Source organism: Rhizobium sp. BK098, assembly GCF_014193155.1.
Classification (GTDB): domain Bacteria; phylum Pseudomonadota; class Alphaproteobacteria; order Rhizobiales; family Rhizobiaceae; genus Rhizobium.
The window spans coordinates 429,467-446,244 of the sequence record NZ_JACHYY010000004.1 but is presented as its reverse complement, the minus strand read 5'-3'; the positions used below and the strand labels follow the sequence as shown (position 1 = coordinate 446,244).

14 protein-coding genes and 1 pseudogene are annotated in these 16,778 nt (G+C 59.4%); 7 read left to right on the top strand and 8 right to left on the bottom strand.

Translation table 11 applies throughout. The features are described 5' to 3' along the window. Window positions 1–204: 204 nt before the first annotated feature. Window positions 205–2,097 carry a molecular chaperone HtpG gene (htpG, locus tag FHT73_RS14080; protein WP_183712332.1) on the bottom strand — a complete coding sequence of 631 codons (1,893 nt, stop codon included), beginning with the start codon at window positions 2,095–2,097 and terminating at the stop codon, window positions 205–207. 239 nt (window positions 2,098–2,336) lie between these two features. Here htpG and FHT73_RS14075 point away from each other — a divergent pair, with 239 nt between their 5' ends. Beyond that, complete coding sequence (locus FHT73_RS14075) at window positions 2,337–2,510, top strand: hypothetical protein (protein ID WP_183712330.1); 174 nt, start codon at window positions 2,337–2,339, stop codon at window positions 2,508–2,510. A gap of 76 nt (window positions 2,511–2,586) precedes the next feature. Here FHT73_RS14075 and FHT73_RS14070 read toward each other — a convergent pair whose 3' ends face one another. From FHT73_RS14070 to FHT73_RS14060, 3 genes are all read right to left on the bottom strand, one after another. After that, the gene (locus FHT73_RS14070; protein ID WP_112603404.1) at window positions 2,587–3,420 is read right to left on the bottom strand and encodes an alpha/beta hydrolase; all 834 of its coding nucleotides are present in this window, start codon (window positions 3,418–3,420) and stop codon (window positions 2,587–2,589) included. A gap of 363 nt (window positions 3,421–3,783) precedes the next feature. Beyond that, window positions 3,784–4,782: an alpha/beta hydrolase gene (locus tag FHT73_RS14065; RefSeq protein ID WP_112603538.1), complete on the bottom strand. Its 999-nt coding sequence runs from the start codon at window positions 4,780–4,782 to the stop codon at window positions 3,784–3,786. 260 nt (window positions 4,783–5,042) lie between these two features. Further along, window positions 5,043–5,732 (bottom strand): DJ-1/PfpI family protein, encoded by a 690-nt coding sequence (locus FHT73_RS14060; protein WP_183712328.1) that lies wholly within the window; start codon window positions 5,730–5,732, stop codon window positions 5,043–5,045. Between the two features lie 85 nt (window positions 5,733–5,817). Between FHT73_RS14060 and FHT73_RS14055 the strand changes: the two genes are divergently transcribed. Then, the gene (locus FHT73_RS14055; protein WP_183712326.1) at window positions 5,818–6,768 is read left to right on the top strand and encodes a GlxA family transcriptional regulator; all 951 of its coding nucleotides are present in this window, start codon (window positions 5,818–5,820) and stop codon (window positions 6,766–6,768) included. Window positions 6,769–6,910: 142 nt separating this feature from the next. Further along, on the top strand, window positions 6,911–7,822 hold the full coding sequence (locus FHT73_RS14050; RefSeq protein ID WP_183712324.1) for an acetamidase/formamidase family protein: 912 nt from the start codon (window positions 6,911–6,913) through the stop codon (window positions 7,820–7,822). A gap of 4 nt (window positions 7,823–7,826) precedes the next feature. On the opposite strand, the gene FHT73_RS14045 is transcribed toward FHT73_RS14050, so the two are convergent. Next, complete coding sequence (locus FHT73_RS14045; protein WP_112603396.1) at window positions 7,827–9,569, bottom strand: cation:proton antiporter; 1,743 nt, start codon at window positions 9,567–9,569, stop codon at window positions 7,827–7,829. A gap of 170 nt (window positions 9,570–9,739) precedes the next feature. After that, window positions 9,740–10,786: an NAD(P)-dependent alcohol dehydrogenase gene (locus tag FHT73_RS14040; protein WP_112410838.1), complete on the bottom strand. Its 1,047-nt coding sequence runs from the start codon at window positions 10,784–10,786 to the stop codon at window positions 9,740–9,742. 259 nt (window positions 10,787–11,045) lie between these two features. Here FHT73_RS14040 and FHT73_RS14035 point away from each other — a divergent pair, with 259 nt between their 5' ends. Then, complete coding sequence (locus FHT73_RS14035) at window positions 11,046–11,186, top strand: hypothetical protein (RefSeq protein ID WP_162700965.1); 141 nt, start codon at window positions 11,046–11,048, stop codon at window positions 11,184–11,186. A gap of 21 nt (window positions 11,187–11,207) precedes the next feature. On the opposite strand, the gene FHT73_RS14030 is transcribed toward FHT73_RS14035, so the two are convergent. Then, window positions 11,208–12,671, bottom strand: coding sequence for a DHA2 family efflux MFS transporter permease subunit (locus FHT73_RS14030; protein ID WP_210290347.1), 1,464 nt, complete (start codon window positions 12,669–12,671; stop codon window positions 11,208–11,210). Window positions 12,672–13,112: 441 nt separating this feature from the next. On the opposite strand from FHT73_RS14030, the gene FHT73_RS14025 reads away from it, so the two are divergent. Then, entirely contained in the window at window positions 13,113–13,886 is a 774-nt protein-coding gene (locus tag FHT73_RS14025; protein WP_246712119.1) for a FadR/GntR family transcriptional regulator, read from the top strand. A 95-nt stretch (window positions 13,887–13,981) separates the two neighbouring features. Here the strand turns inward: FHT73_RS14025 and FHT73_RS14020 are convergent. After that, window positions 13,982–14,130: pseudogene (locus tag FHT73_RS14020) on the bottom strand (IS6 family transposase); the annotation flags it as partial. A 270-nt stretch (window positions 14,131–14,400) separates the two neighbouring features. On the opposite strand from FHT73_RS14020, the gene FHT73_RS14015 reads away from it, so the two are divergent. Both FHT73_RS14015 and FHT73_RS14010 read left to right on the top strand, forming a co-directional pair. Then, window positions 14,401–15,843 (top strand): M81 family metallopeptidase, encoded by a 1,443-nt coding sequence (locus FHT73_RS14015; RefSeq protein ID WP_183712322.1) that lies wholly within the window; start codon window positions 14,401–14,403, stop codon window positions 15,841–15,843. 191 nt (window positions 15,844–16,034) lie between these two features. Beyond that, complete coding sequence (locus FHT73_RS14010; RefSeq protein ID WP_112603388.1) at window positions 16,035–16,772, top strand: FadR/GntR family transcriptional regulator; 738 nt, start codon at window positions 16,035–16,037, stop codon at window positions 16,770–16,772. Window positions 16,773–16,778 lie beyond the last annotated feature (6 nt).

Here is a 16,778-nt window from a genome sequence, read left to right as displayed (position 1 = left end):
TTCGATCATACGCGTTGAGTGACGTTAACGCTTACGTGGCCAAGCGATCCGGCCAGTGTGCACGTCCTCTATAAAAGACGACGTCCCCTTGCGCAACGAAAAGATGATAATTAGAGACAAGTTTTTTGCATCAACCGCCCACGCGGACGCCAGCTCTGCCAAGCAGGTCGGCACGACTTTTCAAAGCCGTGCCGACCTGATTGATTACTGCAGCGCCTTCTCCATCAGTCGCGCCAGGCGCTCGGCAAAAGCGCGCGGATCGGCCGGCTTGTCGCCATCGAGAACGCGGGCCTGATCGAGCAGCAGGAAGGCCGCATCGTCGCGCAGGGACGGCGCATCCGCCTTGGCGGCAATCGCCTTGACGACCGGATGATCCATGTTGATTTCAAGGATCGGCTTGGCGCCGGACTGCAGACGGCCAGCCCCCTGCAAGATCTTCTCAAGCTGGCGGTCATAACCCTGCTCGGACGCGACGAGGCAGACGGCGCTTTCGATCAGGCGATCGGATGCGCGAACATCCGATACCTCATCGGCAAGCTTCTGCTTGGCATAGTCGAGGAAGGCCTGGACTTCGGCGGGTGCGCTTTCGCTTTCCGGCTTATCCTCATCATCCTGTTTCTTGAATTGGGCGAGATCGGCAGAGCCTTGCGTGATCGACTTGAAGCTCTTGCCCTCGAATTCCGGGGCATTGGTCACCCAAAAGCTATCGACGGAATCGGTGAGCAACAGAACTTCGATGCCGCGGGCACGGAAGCCTTCGAGCTGCGGCGAAGCTTTCAGCTGCTCCAGGCTGCCACCGACGAGATAGTAGATCGACTGCTGACCTTCCTTGGCATCCCTAATGTAGTCGGCAAGCGAGCGATAGCCGTCGCCCGAGGTCGTGGTGCGGAAGCGCGAAAGCGCCAGAAGCTGTGAGCGACGCTCGAAGTCCTCGTAGATGCCTTCCTTGATAAGACTGCCGAAATTCTCCCAGATCTTCAGGAAGGCGTCGTGATCGCTCTCCGCCTGCTTCTCGATCGCCGTAATGATGCGGTTGGTGACACCCTTGCGGATCGCCGTCAGGATCGGGCTTTCCTGAATCATCTCACGCGAGACGTTGAGCGGCAGGTCCGACGTGTCGACGAGACCGCGCACGAAGCGTAGATAGCGCGGCAGCAATTCGGCTTCATCGGTGATGAAGACGCGTTTCACATAAAGCTTCATGCGCCCCTTGCGATCCGGATCGAAAAGATCGAACGGCTGCGAACCGGGCACGAATGCGAGCGCCGAATATTCATGGCGACCCTCGGCGCGGAAATGCACGGTCAGTGCCGGCTCGTCATACTGGCCGGAAACGCCGCGATAAAAATCGGTATATTCCTCGGTCGTGATGTCGTTCTTCGACTTGGTCCACAGCGCTGTACCGTCGGTGAGCTGCGTTGCCTCCTCGCCGGGCTTCTCGGCTATCTTGATCGGCACCGGCACATGACCGGACTGTTCCTTTACGATGCGCTCAACGGTCCAGCGCGATGCATAGCTCTTGGCATCCTCCATCAGATGCAGCGTGATGCGGGTGCCGCGCGCGGGAGCCTCGCTCACCTCGACGGGCGCAACGCTGTAGCCACCCTTGCCGTCCGAAGACCAAAGCCAGGCATCCTCGGCGCCGGCCCGACGGGAGATGACGTCGACGCTATCGGCCACCATGAAACAGGAATAGAAGCCGACGCCGAACTGGCCGATGAGTTGCGCTCCCTCGCCCTGCTTGTTGGCCTCGATGCGCTCCATGAAAGCGCGTGTGCCGGAGCGGGCGATCGTGCCGAGCGCCTCGATCATCTCGTCGCGGCTCATGCCGATGCCGTTGTCTTCCACGATGAGCCTGCCGCCATCGGCGTCGAGCGTCAGCAGGATGCGGCTGTCGGGATCGTTCGCGAGCAGGCCGGGTTGCGCAATCGCCTCGTAACGCAGCTTTTCGCAGGCATCGGCCGCGTTCGAGATCAGCTCGCGCAGGAAGACATCCTTATCCGAATAAACCGAGTGAACCATCATATGCAGAAGGCGGGCAACGTCGGCCTCGAAGACGTGGCTCTCGGCGGTCATCTCTGCGGTGGTGGTTGTCATATGCGTCTAGTCTCCTGGGAATGTTGAAAGTCGCGCCGAACAGGTGGCGGAAGACGAGAGAAATTTCAAGCTTGGGCGGCCAATAAGGTTGGCCTTCGGCCGCGATAGAAGGTGCCGCTCCGGCTTTCCAGCCATCATGAAACGCGCGGGTAGAATATCGGAGACCTACCGGCACAAAGCCCGAAGCTTGACTTTATGCGATCAATATGAGAACATAAAGTGAACATATGGAGATATCCATGACCAAAGCCCAGCAAGTCATCGAACGTGCAATGACCTTTGTCGCTGTCTCGAAGGCCCTTCGGGAGCGCGAACAGGAACGGCGCGCCACATGGACGCGCCGTGTCGAAATCAGCCGGCCGTTACCGCCCTTGCCGCGCGCCGTTCAGCTTTCGTTGAAACTCGACAGCTGAAATGGTGAGGGTGGTAACAGCACCCGGCAGGCTGTGAAGCGCCCGCCTTTCGGCGGGCGCATGATCTTCTTATTGCTTAGGCCTTGAAGAAGGCGAGCAGGTCCGCGTTGATCACGTCCGCATGCGTCGTGGCCATGCCGTGCGGGAGGCCCTTGTAGACCTTGAGCGTGCCGTTCTTCAGCAGCTTCGAGGACAGAAGGGCCGAGTCCGCGATCGGCACGATCTGGTCGTCGTCGCCATGCATGACGAGCGTCGGCACTTCGATCTTCTTCAAGTCTTCGGTGAAGTCCGTTTCAGAGAAAGCCTTGATGCAATCATAATGGGCCTTTGTGCCGCCCATCATGCCCTGACGCCACCAATTGTCGATGACGCCCTGCGAAACAGCGGCGCCGGGACGATTGAAGCCATAGAACGGCCCCGCCGGAACATCGCGGAAGAATTGAGCGCGGTTGGCCGCAAGTGCTGCACGGAAGCCATCAAAGACTTCGAGCGGCAGGCCGCCGGGGTTCTTGTCGGACTTGACCATGATCGGCGGTACGGCGCCGATCAGCACGGCCTTCGAGACGCGACCATGGCCGCCGTACTGGGCGACATAGCGCGCAACTTCGCCGCCGCCTGTCGAATGGCCGACATGGATGGCGCCCTTGAGATCAAGATGCTCGGCCAGAGCCGCCACATCGGCGGCATAGGTATCCATTTCATTTCCGGTCGCCGTCTGGCTGGAGCGGCCGTGGCCGCGACGGTCGTGGGCGATGACGCGGTAGCCCTGGTGAAGGAAGAATAGCATCTGGGCGTCCCAATCGTCTGAGCTCAGGGGCCATCCGTGATGGAAGACGATCGGCTGGCCTGTTCCCCAGTCCTTATAAAAGATCTGCGTGCCGTCCTTGGTGGTGATCGTGCTGCTGCTCATTGTGTCCTTACCTTTCGAAGTTGGCTGCTTTGTAGAGGCTTGTGCAGGTTGAGCGAAGGGGGCGACGGCTGCAGCGGCGGCAAGGCCGAGCCCGGCTGTCATAACGCCCCGACGGGTAGCTTGAGGGATCGACTGGCTCATTTCAATCTCCACTTAAATTTATCGCGCGACTTATTATCGCGTCATCTATATGATTAGCGTATTTCGATTTTCATGTCCACACAAAATTATCTAGCGATTATTTATTGCGATAATCAATTGAAAGGCAATTATTTAATTTCGTGGACTTGCGAAGTCACATCGGTCTCTTGAACGAAAGTTTCGAAATCAGGCGCTGCTTAACTGTTGATAATTGCGCGATAATTATTGCATGGGCTTATCGACAAAATGCGCAATCGCGAATTGCGCGACGCGTTCATTCGACTTCCTCGCATCATCGAGCCAGAACGGGAAAATCTGCCATTGATGGATCATCCCTGGCCAGACTTCTAAGCTCACATTGCCGCCTGCCTGGCGTACCTTATCTGCGAACCGCCAGGTGTCATCGAGCAGTGCCTCACGCGCGCCGACCTGGATCAACAGTGGGGGAAACCCCGAGACATTGCCATAGAACGGCGACATGTCGGGATCGACTGCTGGACGATCACGCGCAAACGCATCGTGGATGAGGGTGAGCTCGGCCTTGTTCATGAAAGGGTCACTGGCAGCGTTGGCGGCCAGGGACGCCCCCGTTGCGGCGAAGTCGGTGATCGGGCTCATCGCGACCACAGCAGCGGGAAGCGGACCACTCAGCCTAAGCTGGTTCAAAACGACTTCGATGGCCAGAGTTGCACCAACCGACTCGCCGGCGATAACGATGTTGCCGGCCTTGTATCCCGATGTCAGAAGCCAGCGATAAGCCGCAATGGCATCATCTCTTTGCGCGGGGAAGCGATTTTCGGGCGCGAGGCGATAGTCGACCAACAGCACATCGGCCGAGGCCGCCTTGGCGAGCGAACCGGCTATGTTGGCGTGCGTCCGAAGCGAGCCGCTATAGAAACCGCCGCCATGCAGATAAAGAATGGCACGCCGGCCGATTGGATGATGCAACCGAGCCGGCCAGATGAGATCACCATCCACACCGTTCGCGTCGACACGCCGTATCTGGACACGCGCCGGGCCTGGCGTCGATGCCATGAGCTTCTCGAAAGCGGAGCGGCGCTGCGACAGATCGGCTCCGGACACCGCACCGCTATCGCGCAAAGTGCCGATCAGCTTCTCGATCTGCTCGCTTGAAGTCTTTGTCTGCGGGGCGATCTCGGAGGTTTCGGCGGCTGCAGCTTGCGATATCAACCCTGGGCCTGCGCCTATCAGAACGGCCATTGCCATGACGAAGCAACATATCCAGCGTAATGATCGGAACTCGTTCATCAAATAAGCCTTTTCCCCGCAAGGCCGTGGACGCCATCGTGATGCCACGGTCGCAGAAAAGCTATTTGTGTCAAGTATGGTGGGCAAGATGGGACACGAATTCCATTCATCCGCCTGCCCGTCATTCATCGCCTCGACATGATCAACCGATAATCGCTTCCCTATCGGTGCTCCGTTTCATTGAGGTGACAGTGCCGGTGGACAAGTCCTTTTCATTCAGCGCCATGTCTGGCCGCCGCGAGGCGAGCGATGATCGCCTGCCGTGCCATTCTCGAGCCCGCAAGGCGTTGCCTGGTTTTAGCCAGCACCTCAACGCTGGCCTTCTCGGGCAATCCGGAATGAAACGGCGGCTCGGGCGCGTATTCCAGCGACAACTGGATCGCTTCGGCTTCCTCTCGACCGCGCAAGGCGGCAACGGTCGTCAGTCCGAAATCGATACCGGCCGTAACACCGCCCGCGGTGAAGAGATTGCCATCCCGCACGACCCGCCCCGACGTGGCAACGGCTCCGAAATTCTCGAGGAAATCAAGCGCATTCCAATGGGTCGTGGCCTTCTTGCCCTTGAGCAGGCCGGCCGCTCCAAGGACGAGAGAACCGGTGCATACCGATGTCACGAAGCGGGCTTGGGCCGCCTGTTTCCGGACGAAGCTCAGAACGTCCGCATCCTCCAGCAATGCATTGACGCCGACACCGCCGGGCACGCAGATGACGTCAAGCGGCGGGCATTCGGCAAACGTCGTTGTTGGCTGCAACACCAGCTTCGTTGCCGACACGATGGGCGACGTGTCCTTCCACAAGAGATGCACCTCCGCATCATCCATCGAGGCGAATACCTCGTAGGGTGCGGTCAGGTCGAGTTGCTGGACGCCTGGAAACGCAAGCAGGCCGAAGCGAATGGTCATGACATGTCTCCGACGATTGACTTTTCCGAGCCTATGCGACAATGCTCTGGCATGTTTGCCAAACCACCGTCATTTTTTGCCAATCATGCGCCTTATCGAAATTCTTGCCTTCGACAACGCCCAACTGCTTGACATCACGGGTCCGCTGCAGGTTTTCACCAGCGCCAACGAGGCGGCGCATGAGCTCGATCAGCCGAAACCCTACGAAGCCATCGTTGTCGCGGAAAACCCACAGACCCGAACCAGCTCTGGTCTCGCGCTGATGACCGCCCCACTCGGCAGTAGCGATATTCCGCTCGACACCTTGATCATCGCCGGCGGCTGGGGCGTCAATAAAGCCTGTGAGAACCTCGGCCTGATCGAATGGGTGCGCCGGCAAGCCGCGAATGCTCGTCGGATAGCCTCCGTCTGCAGCGGCGCCTTTCTGCTTGCGGAAGCCGGTCTTCTGGATGGGCGGCGGGCAGCGACCCATTGGAATCGTTGCGAAGAATTTGCCAAGCGCTTTCCGCAAGTGAAGCTCGAGCCCGATCCGATCTTCGTCCAGGACGGGCAGATCTGGAGTTCCGCCGGCGTGACTGCCGGGATCGATCTTTCGCTTGCTTTGGTCGAGGCCGATCTTGGTCGCTCGTTGGCACTTTCCGTGGCTCGCGAACTCGTCGTCTTCCTCAAGCGTCCGGGGGGCCAGGCGCAGTTCAGCGCGGCGCTGAGGCTTCAGGAAAGCGGCCAACGCTTCGATCGTCTGCATGGCTGGATCATGGACAATCTGCGCGCCGATCTTTCCCTGCCGGCGCTCGCCGAGCAGGCAAATATGAGCGCACGCAGCTTCTCGCGCCACTATCTGAAAGCGACCGGGCGGACACCTGCACGCGCGGTGGAGGAAATCCGCATCGAAGCGGCCCGCCGCCTTCTGGAAGAAGGCCTGAGCGTGCATCAGGCACGCATGCGCTGCGGCTTCAGTTCGGAAGAAACCATGCGGCGCAATTTCATGCGGAAATTCGGCACGACGCCGCAGGCATTTCGCGATCATTTTGGATGAGGCCTGACTGCGTCGGCAAACATTTGTCCCGCACTTCAGCAAAGTGGGCCTTTCTGCATAAATATGGTCGCTGCGCCCTTTCCCAGACGTTCAGAGTCGTCATAGGCTGCCGCGACCGGAATCCACACAAGGCTTAAGCAAGATGGCAATGCACCGTTTCGTTCCCAACACCTATCACAATGTCATCGGCTCGCTGCCACCGGCCTTGCATGTTGCCGATGGCGATACGGTCGTTACCGAAACGCTCGATGCCGCCGGCTACGACAAAAACGATATTCGCCAGATATCCGGCCCCAATCCGATGAACGGGCCGATCTTCATCGACGGCGCTGAGCCGGGAGATTCTCTCAAGGTCGAGATTCTCGCAATGGTGCCGACGCGCGATACAGGCTTTACCCGCAGCGTGGTCGCCGCCAATGTTATCGATCCACAGGATGTCCGCGCGCTGCCGGCAGCCGAGAGGGCGATCTGGCAGATCGACCGCCAGAATCTTACGACACGACTGGCCGAACCGGTCGCGGGTCTCGAGACACTTACCCTGCCGCTCGCTCCGATGATCGGCTGCTTCGGGGTCGCGCCGTCTCTCGGTCAGGCCATATCGACCGCCACCAGCGGCGAATTCGGCGGCAACATGGATTATCGCCTGCTTGGGCCTGGCACGACCGTCTGGTTTCCGGTCGCGGCGCCGGGCGCGCTTTTCTTCCTCGGCGATTGCCATGCGGTGCAAGGGGACGGCGAGATCGTTGGCACCGGCATTGAGACCACATTCGAGGTGACGGTGCGCCTGAGCGTGGAAAAGAAGAAGACGATCGTCTGGCCGCGCGGAGAGACGGCAGAGGATATTTTCACCATAGGCAATGCCCGGCCGCTCGATCAGGCCCTGCAACACGCCACCAGCGAAATGCTGCGCTGGCTCGGCTCAGATTACGGTCTCGACAAGACTGCGGCTAGCCACCTGCTCGGTCAGGTCGTGCGCTACGATGTCGGCAACGTCTTCGACCCTGCCTACACCATGGCCTGCCGGCTCTCGAAATCCTGGCTGAAACGCCGATAAAATATCAGCTCGCATCCTGGGAAAGGTCGCGCCGCTGGCGCGACACGTTGCTTTCCTGCCGCTCCCGCGCCATGCGGCTGACGGCGGCACGCAGCTGTGGATGCCGCGACATGAACAGATTGAAGTCGCGGCGGTCCAGCACGAAGAGCTGACAGAAATCGACGGCGACGACATCGGCCGTGCGGCGCGCGCCCGTCAGCAGCGCCATTTCGCCGAAAAAGGCCCCGGCGCCGAGCCGGATCTCGTCATCCTCCAGCTGTACCTCAACAGCGCCCGAAGCGATGAAGAACATGCTGTCGCCACGATCGCCGGTTCGGATCACCCGGTCGCCGGGCGACGCCGATCTCGGGCGGAAGAGCAGCAGCAGCTCCTCATGCTCGTTATCATCAAGTTCGGCAAACATCGGGAAAGTTTCGATGAGCTGCTCGATCTCGAGATGATGCTGGCGATCACGCTCCTCGCGCTGCTTGTTGATGACGGCCAACTGGCGGCGAAGAGCCTCCTGCTTGGCCATGCCATATTTGTTCGCCAGGAAGGGCCAGCGCGCAAAGGCCCAGTTTTCCAGCTTTTCCGTGGCGTAGAAAGCCAGCGGATTGAGCGTGATCGACAGGATCGCACCGGCAAGGATGAGATCCTGTCCTTCCCGCGTCAGCAGCCCGAGCGAGACGCCGAGCCCGGCCAGAATGAAGGAGAACTCACCGATCTGCGCAAGTCCGGCGGCAACTGCAAAGCCGATGCTGGCGGGATAGCGCAGCAGCAGCACGACACAGAAAGCGATCAACGCCTTGCCGAGCATGATCAAAGCAAGCACGCCGATAATCATCAGCGGTTCGCGGATCAAAACCGACGGATCGAAGAGCATGCCGACGGACACGAAGAACAGCACCGAAAAGGCATTCTGCAATGGCAGGGAGTCGGCCGCCGCCCTGTGGCTGAGATGCGATTCACTCATCACAAGGCCGGCAAAGAAGGCGCCGAGCGCAAAGGATACGCCGAAGATTTCTGCTGCACCGAAGGCAATGCCGAGCGCAATTGCCAACACCGACAGCGTGAAAAGTTCGCGCGAACCCGTGCGCGCAACCGAGGTCAGGAGCCATGGCACCACACGCGGGCCAATGAAGATCGCGACAGCCGCGAAGGCTGCGACCTTGAGCAGCGTCATGCCGATCGTCAGCCAGATCGAACCGGAAGCGGCATGACCACCGGCATCCGCATGACCGCCCAAAACACCGGCAAAGGCCGGCAAGAGCACGAGCGCAAGCACCATGGCCAGATCTTCGACAATCAGCCAGCCGACGGCGACACGGCCATTGGTCGAACTCACGAGATTGCGCTCTTCCAGCGCCTTCAGCAGCACGACGGTACTGGCAACGGCAAGACTGAGGCCAAAGACCACGCCTGCGCCGACGCTCCAGCCCCATAGCGAGGTCAAACCCACACCCAGCAGTGTCGCAATCGCAATCTGGCCGATGGCTCCGGGAATGGCGACGCCGCGTACCGCCAGCAAATCAGCGGCCGAGAAATGCAGGCCGACGCCGAACATCAGCAGGATGACACCAATCTCGGCCAATTGCGATGCGAGGGAAACATCGGCGACAAAACCAGGGGTCGACGAACCTATGATGACGCCAGCCACCAGATAACCGACCAGCGGCGGCAGATGCAGCCTGTCGGCCAGATAGCCGAAAATGGCCGCGAATACGAAGCCCGCGGCAATCAATGCGATCAATGCAACGTCGTGCGGCACGGCTGTCCTTCCCGTTTCACGGCGTTAAAGCCTGTTTCCCTCTTTGAGAGGCTACCTAGCATCGCTTTTGCCGGGCCGTCTACGGGAGATATGAAACCTAAGAAAACATCGCCTTGCCGATGCGTGAAGCCCGCAAAGGACTTGAGGCAAGGCGATGTGACAGCGAAACCCTATTGGTCGAGGACGATCTGCAATTTGACGTCGGTCGGACGTGCCTCAACAGCGCGATCGAAAGCCTTGATCGAGTCCTCGAAGTCAAATGTCTCGGATATCAAGGGCTTCAGATCGACTCGACCGGAGGCGATCAGCGCGATCGAACGCTCATACTGATGCGCGTAGCGGAAAACCGTTTCGATGCGGATCTCCTTGGTCGACGCCGTCGAGACGTCGAAGCCGACCGGATTGACCGGCAGGCCGACGGCAACGATGACACCGCCGGGGCGCGGCAGCGCCATCACCGTTTCCCACGCCTTCGGCGAGCCCGAGCATTCGAAGATGACATCCGCACCCCAGCCATCGGTCAAGCGATCGACCTCTTCGACGAGATTCTTCTCGCGAATATTGACGGGAATGACGCCCTGATACTGCGCGGCGATATCGAGTTTCGGCTGGGCGAGATCGGCGACGATCGCCCGCGCGCAGCCGCCGGCAAGGGCTGCAACCGCAACCATGATACCGATCGGGCCGGCGCCGAGTACGACGGCGGTATCGCCAGGCGTGATGCGCGCCTTGGTGGCTGCCTGCATGCCGACGGCGAAGGGCTCGACCATCGCCCCTTCCGCAAAGCTGACATTATCGGGCAGTTTGAAGGTGTAGTTGGCCGGGTGCACGACGAAGGGGGTCAGCACGCCATGGATCGGCGGTGTCGCCCAGAAGGTGACGGCGGGATCGACATTGTACATGCCGAGACGGCTGGCCTTGGAATTGGCATCGGGAATGCCGGGCTCCATGCAGACACGGTCGCCGATCTTCAGATGCGTCACGCCTGCGCCGACTTCCACCACCGTTCCCGCCGCTTCGTGACCAAGAACCATCGGCTCGTTGACGATGAAGGGGCCGATTTTTCCGTGGGTGTAATAGTGCACATCCGATCCGCAGACGCCGACAGTGTGGATCTTGATTTTCACCTGCCCAGGCCCGACCTGCTGCGGCAGATCGATATCGCGGATCGCCAGCTCATGCTGACGTTCCAAAACCAGGGCGCGCATCTTGCTCATTTGCCTTTTCCTCTTCCAAAGCAACCAATGTCCCGCTGACACGGGGCACGAAATCCTTGTTCGTTATATCGTCTGAGCCAGCATCATAAAACGCTCTTTAGGCTCTTGCAGATGAAGTTCGACGGCTCTCTTCGGCCATCAAAGTATGCCTCATCCTCAACATATTAGAGAATACTTATTATTTAGCTCGCTATTGCCGATATTGACTGGCGTTCCATTTCTTGTCTTTCTAATCACTAATGAGAAGGAGGGGCTCATTATGGCAGTATATGATTGGACCGGTCAGCGCGCCCGCCGGAGGAAGATGATGCGCGCGGCAAGCGTCGCAATGCTTCTGATCATCCTGATGGCGATTCCAGCAATATTGCTGCATTATAATCTCATCCAATTCCCATACTAACCACTTCGAATATTGACATCGCTACGCCGCCTTCCTTGCGTTCTGCTTTGGCTTGCGCGAAACGTTGTCACCTGCCTTGCGGTCAAGCGGCAAACAATCCAGCACGGCCAGAAGCGCGATGATGCCGAGCAGCACGAAGGCCAGACGGAACTCGATGGCGACGACACCATCGACCCCCAATGGCGCACTGATTGCCTGGCCGATACGTATGCCGATAGCGCCAACCGCGATGCCCATGCCCATCGTCAGCTGAAAGACTGTACTGAACAGCGTGTTGGCACCCGTCATCTGCCCCGGTGGGATATCAGCAAAAGCGATCGTGTTGAGTGCCGTAAAGTGCATCGACCGGCACATGCCGCCGATGAACAGCACCGGCGCAATGAACCAGAGCGGCGTATCGGGCGAAAACAGCGCACAGGCGGCAATGAAGATGGCGTTCAGAAGACCATTGACGATCAGTACCGGCTTGAAGCCGAAGCGGCGCAGAATGGGCGTCGTTGCCGGCTTCATCGCCAGATTGCCGGCGAAAACGGCGAGCGTCAGCATGCCCGCATGAAAGGCGCTGAGCCCGAAGCCGACCTGAAACATCAGCGGCAGCAGGAGTGGCACGGCACCGATAGCGGTGCGGAACAACGATCCGCCTGAGATGGTGATGGCGAACGTCGGCAGCTTTAGCCCGGAGAGATCGATGAGCGGATGCTTCGTGCGGAGAAAATGGAAAACGGCGATGGCCAGCAGGACGAAGCCGACGATCACATAGGCCCAGGCCTCCAGCCAGACGGGATCAGGGCGGCCGATCAGTTCCAGCCCATACATCAGGCTCGCAAGCCCGATGCCGCTGACGACGAAGCCGATCCAATCGAATGGCGGGCGCGCCGTGCTTTTCGTTTCCGGAATGAGCATGAGCGCAAAAATGAAAGCCAATATGCCGAGCGGCAGATTGAGGAAGAATATCCAACGCCAGCTTGCATGGTCGGTGATGAAGCCGCCGAGCGGTGGCCCGAGGATCGGCGCCACCAACGCCGGCCAGGTGATCGTCGCAATGGCCGAGATCAGCTTGTCCTTCGGCGTATTGTTCAAGACGACAAGACGGCCCACCGGCACCATCATCGCGCCGCCGATGCCTTGCAGGATGCGCATGGCAACAAAGGAGCCGGCGCCATTGGCAAAACCGCAGAGGACGGAGGCGAGCGTGAAAATGACGACGGCTGTCGTGAACACCAGTCGCGCGCCGAAGCGATCACTGATCCAGCCGCTGATCGGAATGAAGACGCCAAGCGTCAGCAGATAGGCGCTCATGCCGATATTGAGATCGACGGGGCGGGCGCCGAAGGAAATGGCCATCTGCGGCAATGCGGTCGCGATGACCGTACCGTCGAGATTCTCCATGAAGAAGGCGCCAGCCACGAGCAGTGCTATCAACAGCGAACGCGAGCCCGCCTCCCGCACCTCCTCCCTGTGCCCAGGTGTGGACATATCATTCATGGATCAGCAACTCCGAATCCGCCTCGCATCCCGCCTGCATTTAACCGGTTCGGCAACGTTTACGAAAGTCGAAATCGCCCCATCAATCGATTGAGCGATCACGTTTCGCTTAGCGGTTGGTGCGCAATTTGATTTCCACGCCAATTACCGCTGCCGATCCCGATAGGCCCGTGACGAAACGCACCAGCATGTTCAAATTGCTGAACAGATCGATCAATTCGGGGCCAGTAGGCATGCGTACGCAAGACATGCTAGGGTTTTCGCTGGAAAATGCCGCGGGAAGAACAATGGGATCGATACAACATCAATATGGAACAGCCCCAAACTGGCCGAGATACCAACAGGAAGCCTCACAAATCGACGTAGGCTGACGATTGTTCTCACGAACGGCGCATCAATAAGGAACGAGAGCCCCGCATAATGAAACATGGCCAGGACGCAATGACCTCCAGGGCTACCCCGGAATCGAAACTGATCGTAACGCAGTCGCCCTTCGATGCCTTTGTGCGAAAATACGGTACGATCCCGCGGCGCGGCGTCTTCGGCTATTTCGTCCACGAACTCGGTCGCCGCATCGTCGGCGGAGATTATCCGGTCGGCACGACACTGCCGAATGAGCCAGATCTCGTCGAACAATTCGGTATCAGCCGCACGGTCATCCGCGAAGCGATGAAATGCCTGGCCGGCAAGGGATTGGTCGAGATCAAGACCCGCGTCGGCACGCGCGTCAAGGAACGCTCCAACTGGCATCATCTCGATACGGACGTCATGGTCTGGTATTACGAGACCGGCCCATCGGTCGAAATCATGCGATCGATCAAGGATCTGCGATTGGCGCTCGAACCGGAGGCGACGGCGCGCGCAGCACTCCGCCGCACCGAAAGCGACATTACGGCCATCAAATCCGCCTACGAAGAGATGGCGTCCACCATCGGCGACGTCAACAGCAATGCCGATGCCGACCTGCGCTTCCATACGGCGATCTTCGCCGCTACGCACAATATGATCTATTCGCAGCTGATTGATCTGATCGCGGTCGGGATCTACGCCAACCGCACGCTTTCGGGCCATGAGGACATAGCCGAAGGACAAAAGCGCGCCCTGCCCCTCCACAAGGCGATCCTCGACGCCATTCTCGCACAGGACACGAACGCCGCAATCAAGGCATCGCGAAACCTGCTGGAAGCCTGGCTCGCGCGCGACTACGGCTTCTGACAGATCACGCCCTGCCCCGGTGCCCTGGCCTCGCGCTAATGGGCCATGGCTTCCGGTGCATCCGCCTTGGGCGCCGACGGCCCGCGACCGGCATCTCGCGTAATCGGGATCTCCGCACGTTTCTTCAGGCCCTTGTGGGACCGATGTTCGACGGCGGGCATGACATCTCGTTTGCAGCGCCGTATGAGCGCAGTTTGTCGGTGATAACACGCTTCGGCATTTCCTCGACCAGCCGCAGGCTCAAAGGGGACCCAAATACAGCCAGACCGCACGGCAATGATCTGCGGTGGAAAGCGGTGGTTCTTGTAGCTGGCGCAAGAGGCGCTAATTCCTGCAACTATCTCGCCAACCGAAAGCTACTTGACGGGAGCTTTGACATTGTAAGAGTTTACGAACGCAACTTCCCGGTCAACAATGTACCCGCAGAAAGATGATGCCGATGTCTGGGCACGGGACGCCGCCAGCATTGCCGTTCATAATTTCCTGATTGGTCCCAACCCCTATTGAGGTTCCCATGCGCATCGCCGTCGGAGGCATTCACATCGAATGCAGCACCTACAATCCCGTCCTGAACGAAGAGAAGGATTTTCGCGTTTTACGCGGCCCAGAGCTGACTGCCTCGCCCTACTTCGCTTTCCTTAGGGATTATGACGGCGAATTCCTGCCGACCATTCATGCCAGAGCGATCGCCGGCGGTCCGGTCGCCCGTCATACATACGAAGCCTTCAAGACAGAGTTTCTGGAAGGATTGAAATCATTACTGCCGCTCGATGGGCTTTATCTCGCCATGCATGGCGCGATGTATGTCGAAGGCATGGAAGACGCCGAAGGCGACTGGATCAGTGCGGCTCGCGCCATCGTCGGCGACGATTGCATGGTCTCGGCAAGCTACGACCTGCACGGCAATGTCACCCAGCGCATCATCGATGCGCTCGATATGTACTCCACCTATCGCACCGCGCCGCATATTGATGTCGGGGAAACCATGCGCCGCGCCGTCAAGATGCTGACGGAAAGCCTGAAGACCGGTGTAAAACCCATCCTGCTCTGGGCGCCGATCCCCGTGGTACTGCCGGGCGAACGCACCAGCACCGTCGATGAACCGGCCAAGAGCCTTTACGATATGCTGCCCGGAATCGATGCCATCGACGGCGTCTGGGATGCATCGCTCATGGTCGGTTACGTCTGGGCGGACGAACCGCGCGCAACGGCCGCCGCCATCATGACCGGCACGGATCGCGCCGTGCTCGAACGCGAAGCGAAACGACTGGCGCAGGCCTATTGGGATGTGCGAAAGGATTTCGTTTTCGGCTCGGAGACCGGCTCGCTCGAAGAATGTGTCGCCAAGGCAATCGCCAGCACGACTGCGCCCGTGGTTCTGGCGGAATCCGGCGATAATCCAACGGGTGGCGGCGTCGGTGATCGCGCCGACGTGCTGGCGGAACTGATTGCCAAGGGAGCACAAGGCGTCATCTTTGCCGGCATCGCTGACAGGGCCGCGACGGAAGCCTGCTATGCCGCAGGCCTCGGCGCCACTCTCAATCTTTCCGTCGGCGCATCGCTCGACACCAAGGGCAGTAAGCCGGTGACGGGCAGCTTCATCGTCAAGTATCTGCTGGAGACTAAAGAAGCGACCGACAGGCAGGCCGTGGTTTCCATCGACGGCATCGACCTTGTGTTGTCGGCCACGCGCCGCCCCTATCATAATATCGCCGATTTCACCCGCCTCGGCCTCGCTCCGCACAAAGCGAAGATCATTGTCGTCAAATCCGGCTACCTTTCGCCTGAGCTGGCGCCGATCGCCAACCCGAACCTGATGGCTCTGTCCCCCGGTGTCGTCGATCAGTTCGTCGAACGCCTGCCGCGGCTGCGCAAGACGAAGCTAACCTATCCCTTCGACAAGGATTTCGACTTTACGCCTGAGACAGCGATTTCCGCGCGCGCCATAGGCCGCTGAAGCTCTGGTCCCAGAACCGCAAGAGTGGACATCGTTGATCCGTCGCCTCAAGAAAGCGACTCTTTTTGCGAGTTGCCCTTCCGCATCACGCACAAAGATTGTGCATTGCCGAAATTGCACAAAAAAGCGCTTGACGAGGCGAACGAGTTCAACTTCTATCGAACCAATTTCAAATTGGTTCACCTCTCAATATGGCAATCGACAGCCTTCCGGAAAATTCGGTCCATGCCCTGGAAAGGCTCCGTGGGCTTTTGAATTCGGCAGATCTCCCGGCTGACGGAAAGCTGCCGACGGAGCGGGCTCTTTCGGAAAACCTCGGCGTCAGCCGGCGTGCGATCCGGCGAGCACTCGAAGTGCTGGAAGCGGAAGGCCGCGTCTGGCGCCGGCAGGGCTCGGGAACCTATGTCGGGCAGCGCCCGGCCGATTGGAGCCAGCATGTCAGCACGCTGGTGGCCGGCACGGATCTCATGGAGGTCATGGAAGTTCGGCTGCGCATCGAGCCGCAATTGGCTCAGCTCGCCGCCATGCGCGCCAAACCCGACGACATCGACCGCATGTACGAACTAGCGAAGAAGATCACCGCCAGCGACGATGCCGACAGCCGAGAGCTTTGGGATGGCGCATTGCACCGGCTGATTGCACAAAGCGCCGGCAACCAGTTCTTCCTCACCATTTTCGACGTCATCAATCATGTCCGTCAGGATGAAGCCTGGCAAACCATTCGCGAATTGGCCCGCAGCATCAACAAGACCCGCCCTGTCTCCTATGCACAGCATAGGACGATCATCGATGCGATTGCTGCACGCAATCCGATGAAGGCGGCCGAAGCCATGCGCGAACATTTGCTGATGCTGCAGGAAAGCCTGATCCGCATCACCTCGCTGGATGCACGCCTAGCCGAGGAACCGCTGACTGAGGAGGTGGACTGACCAAAA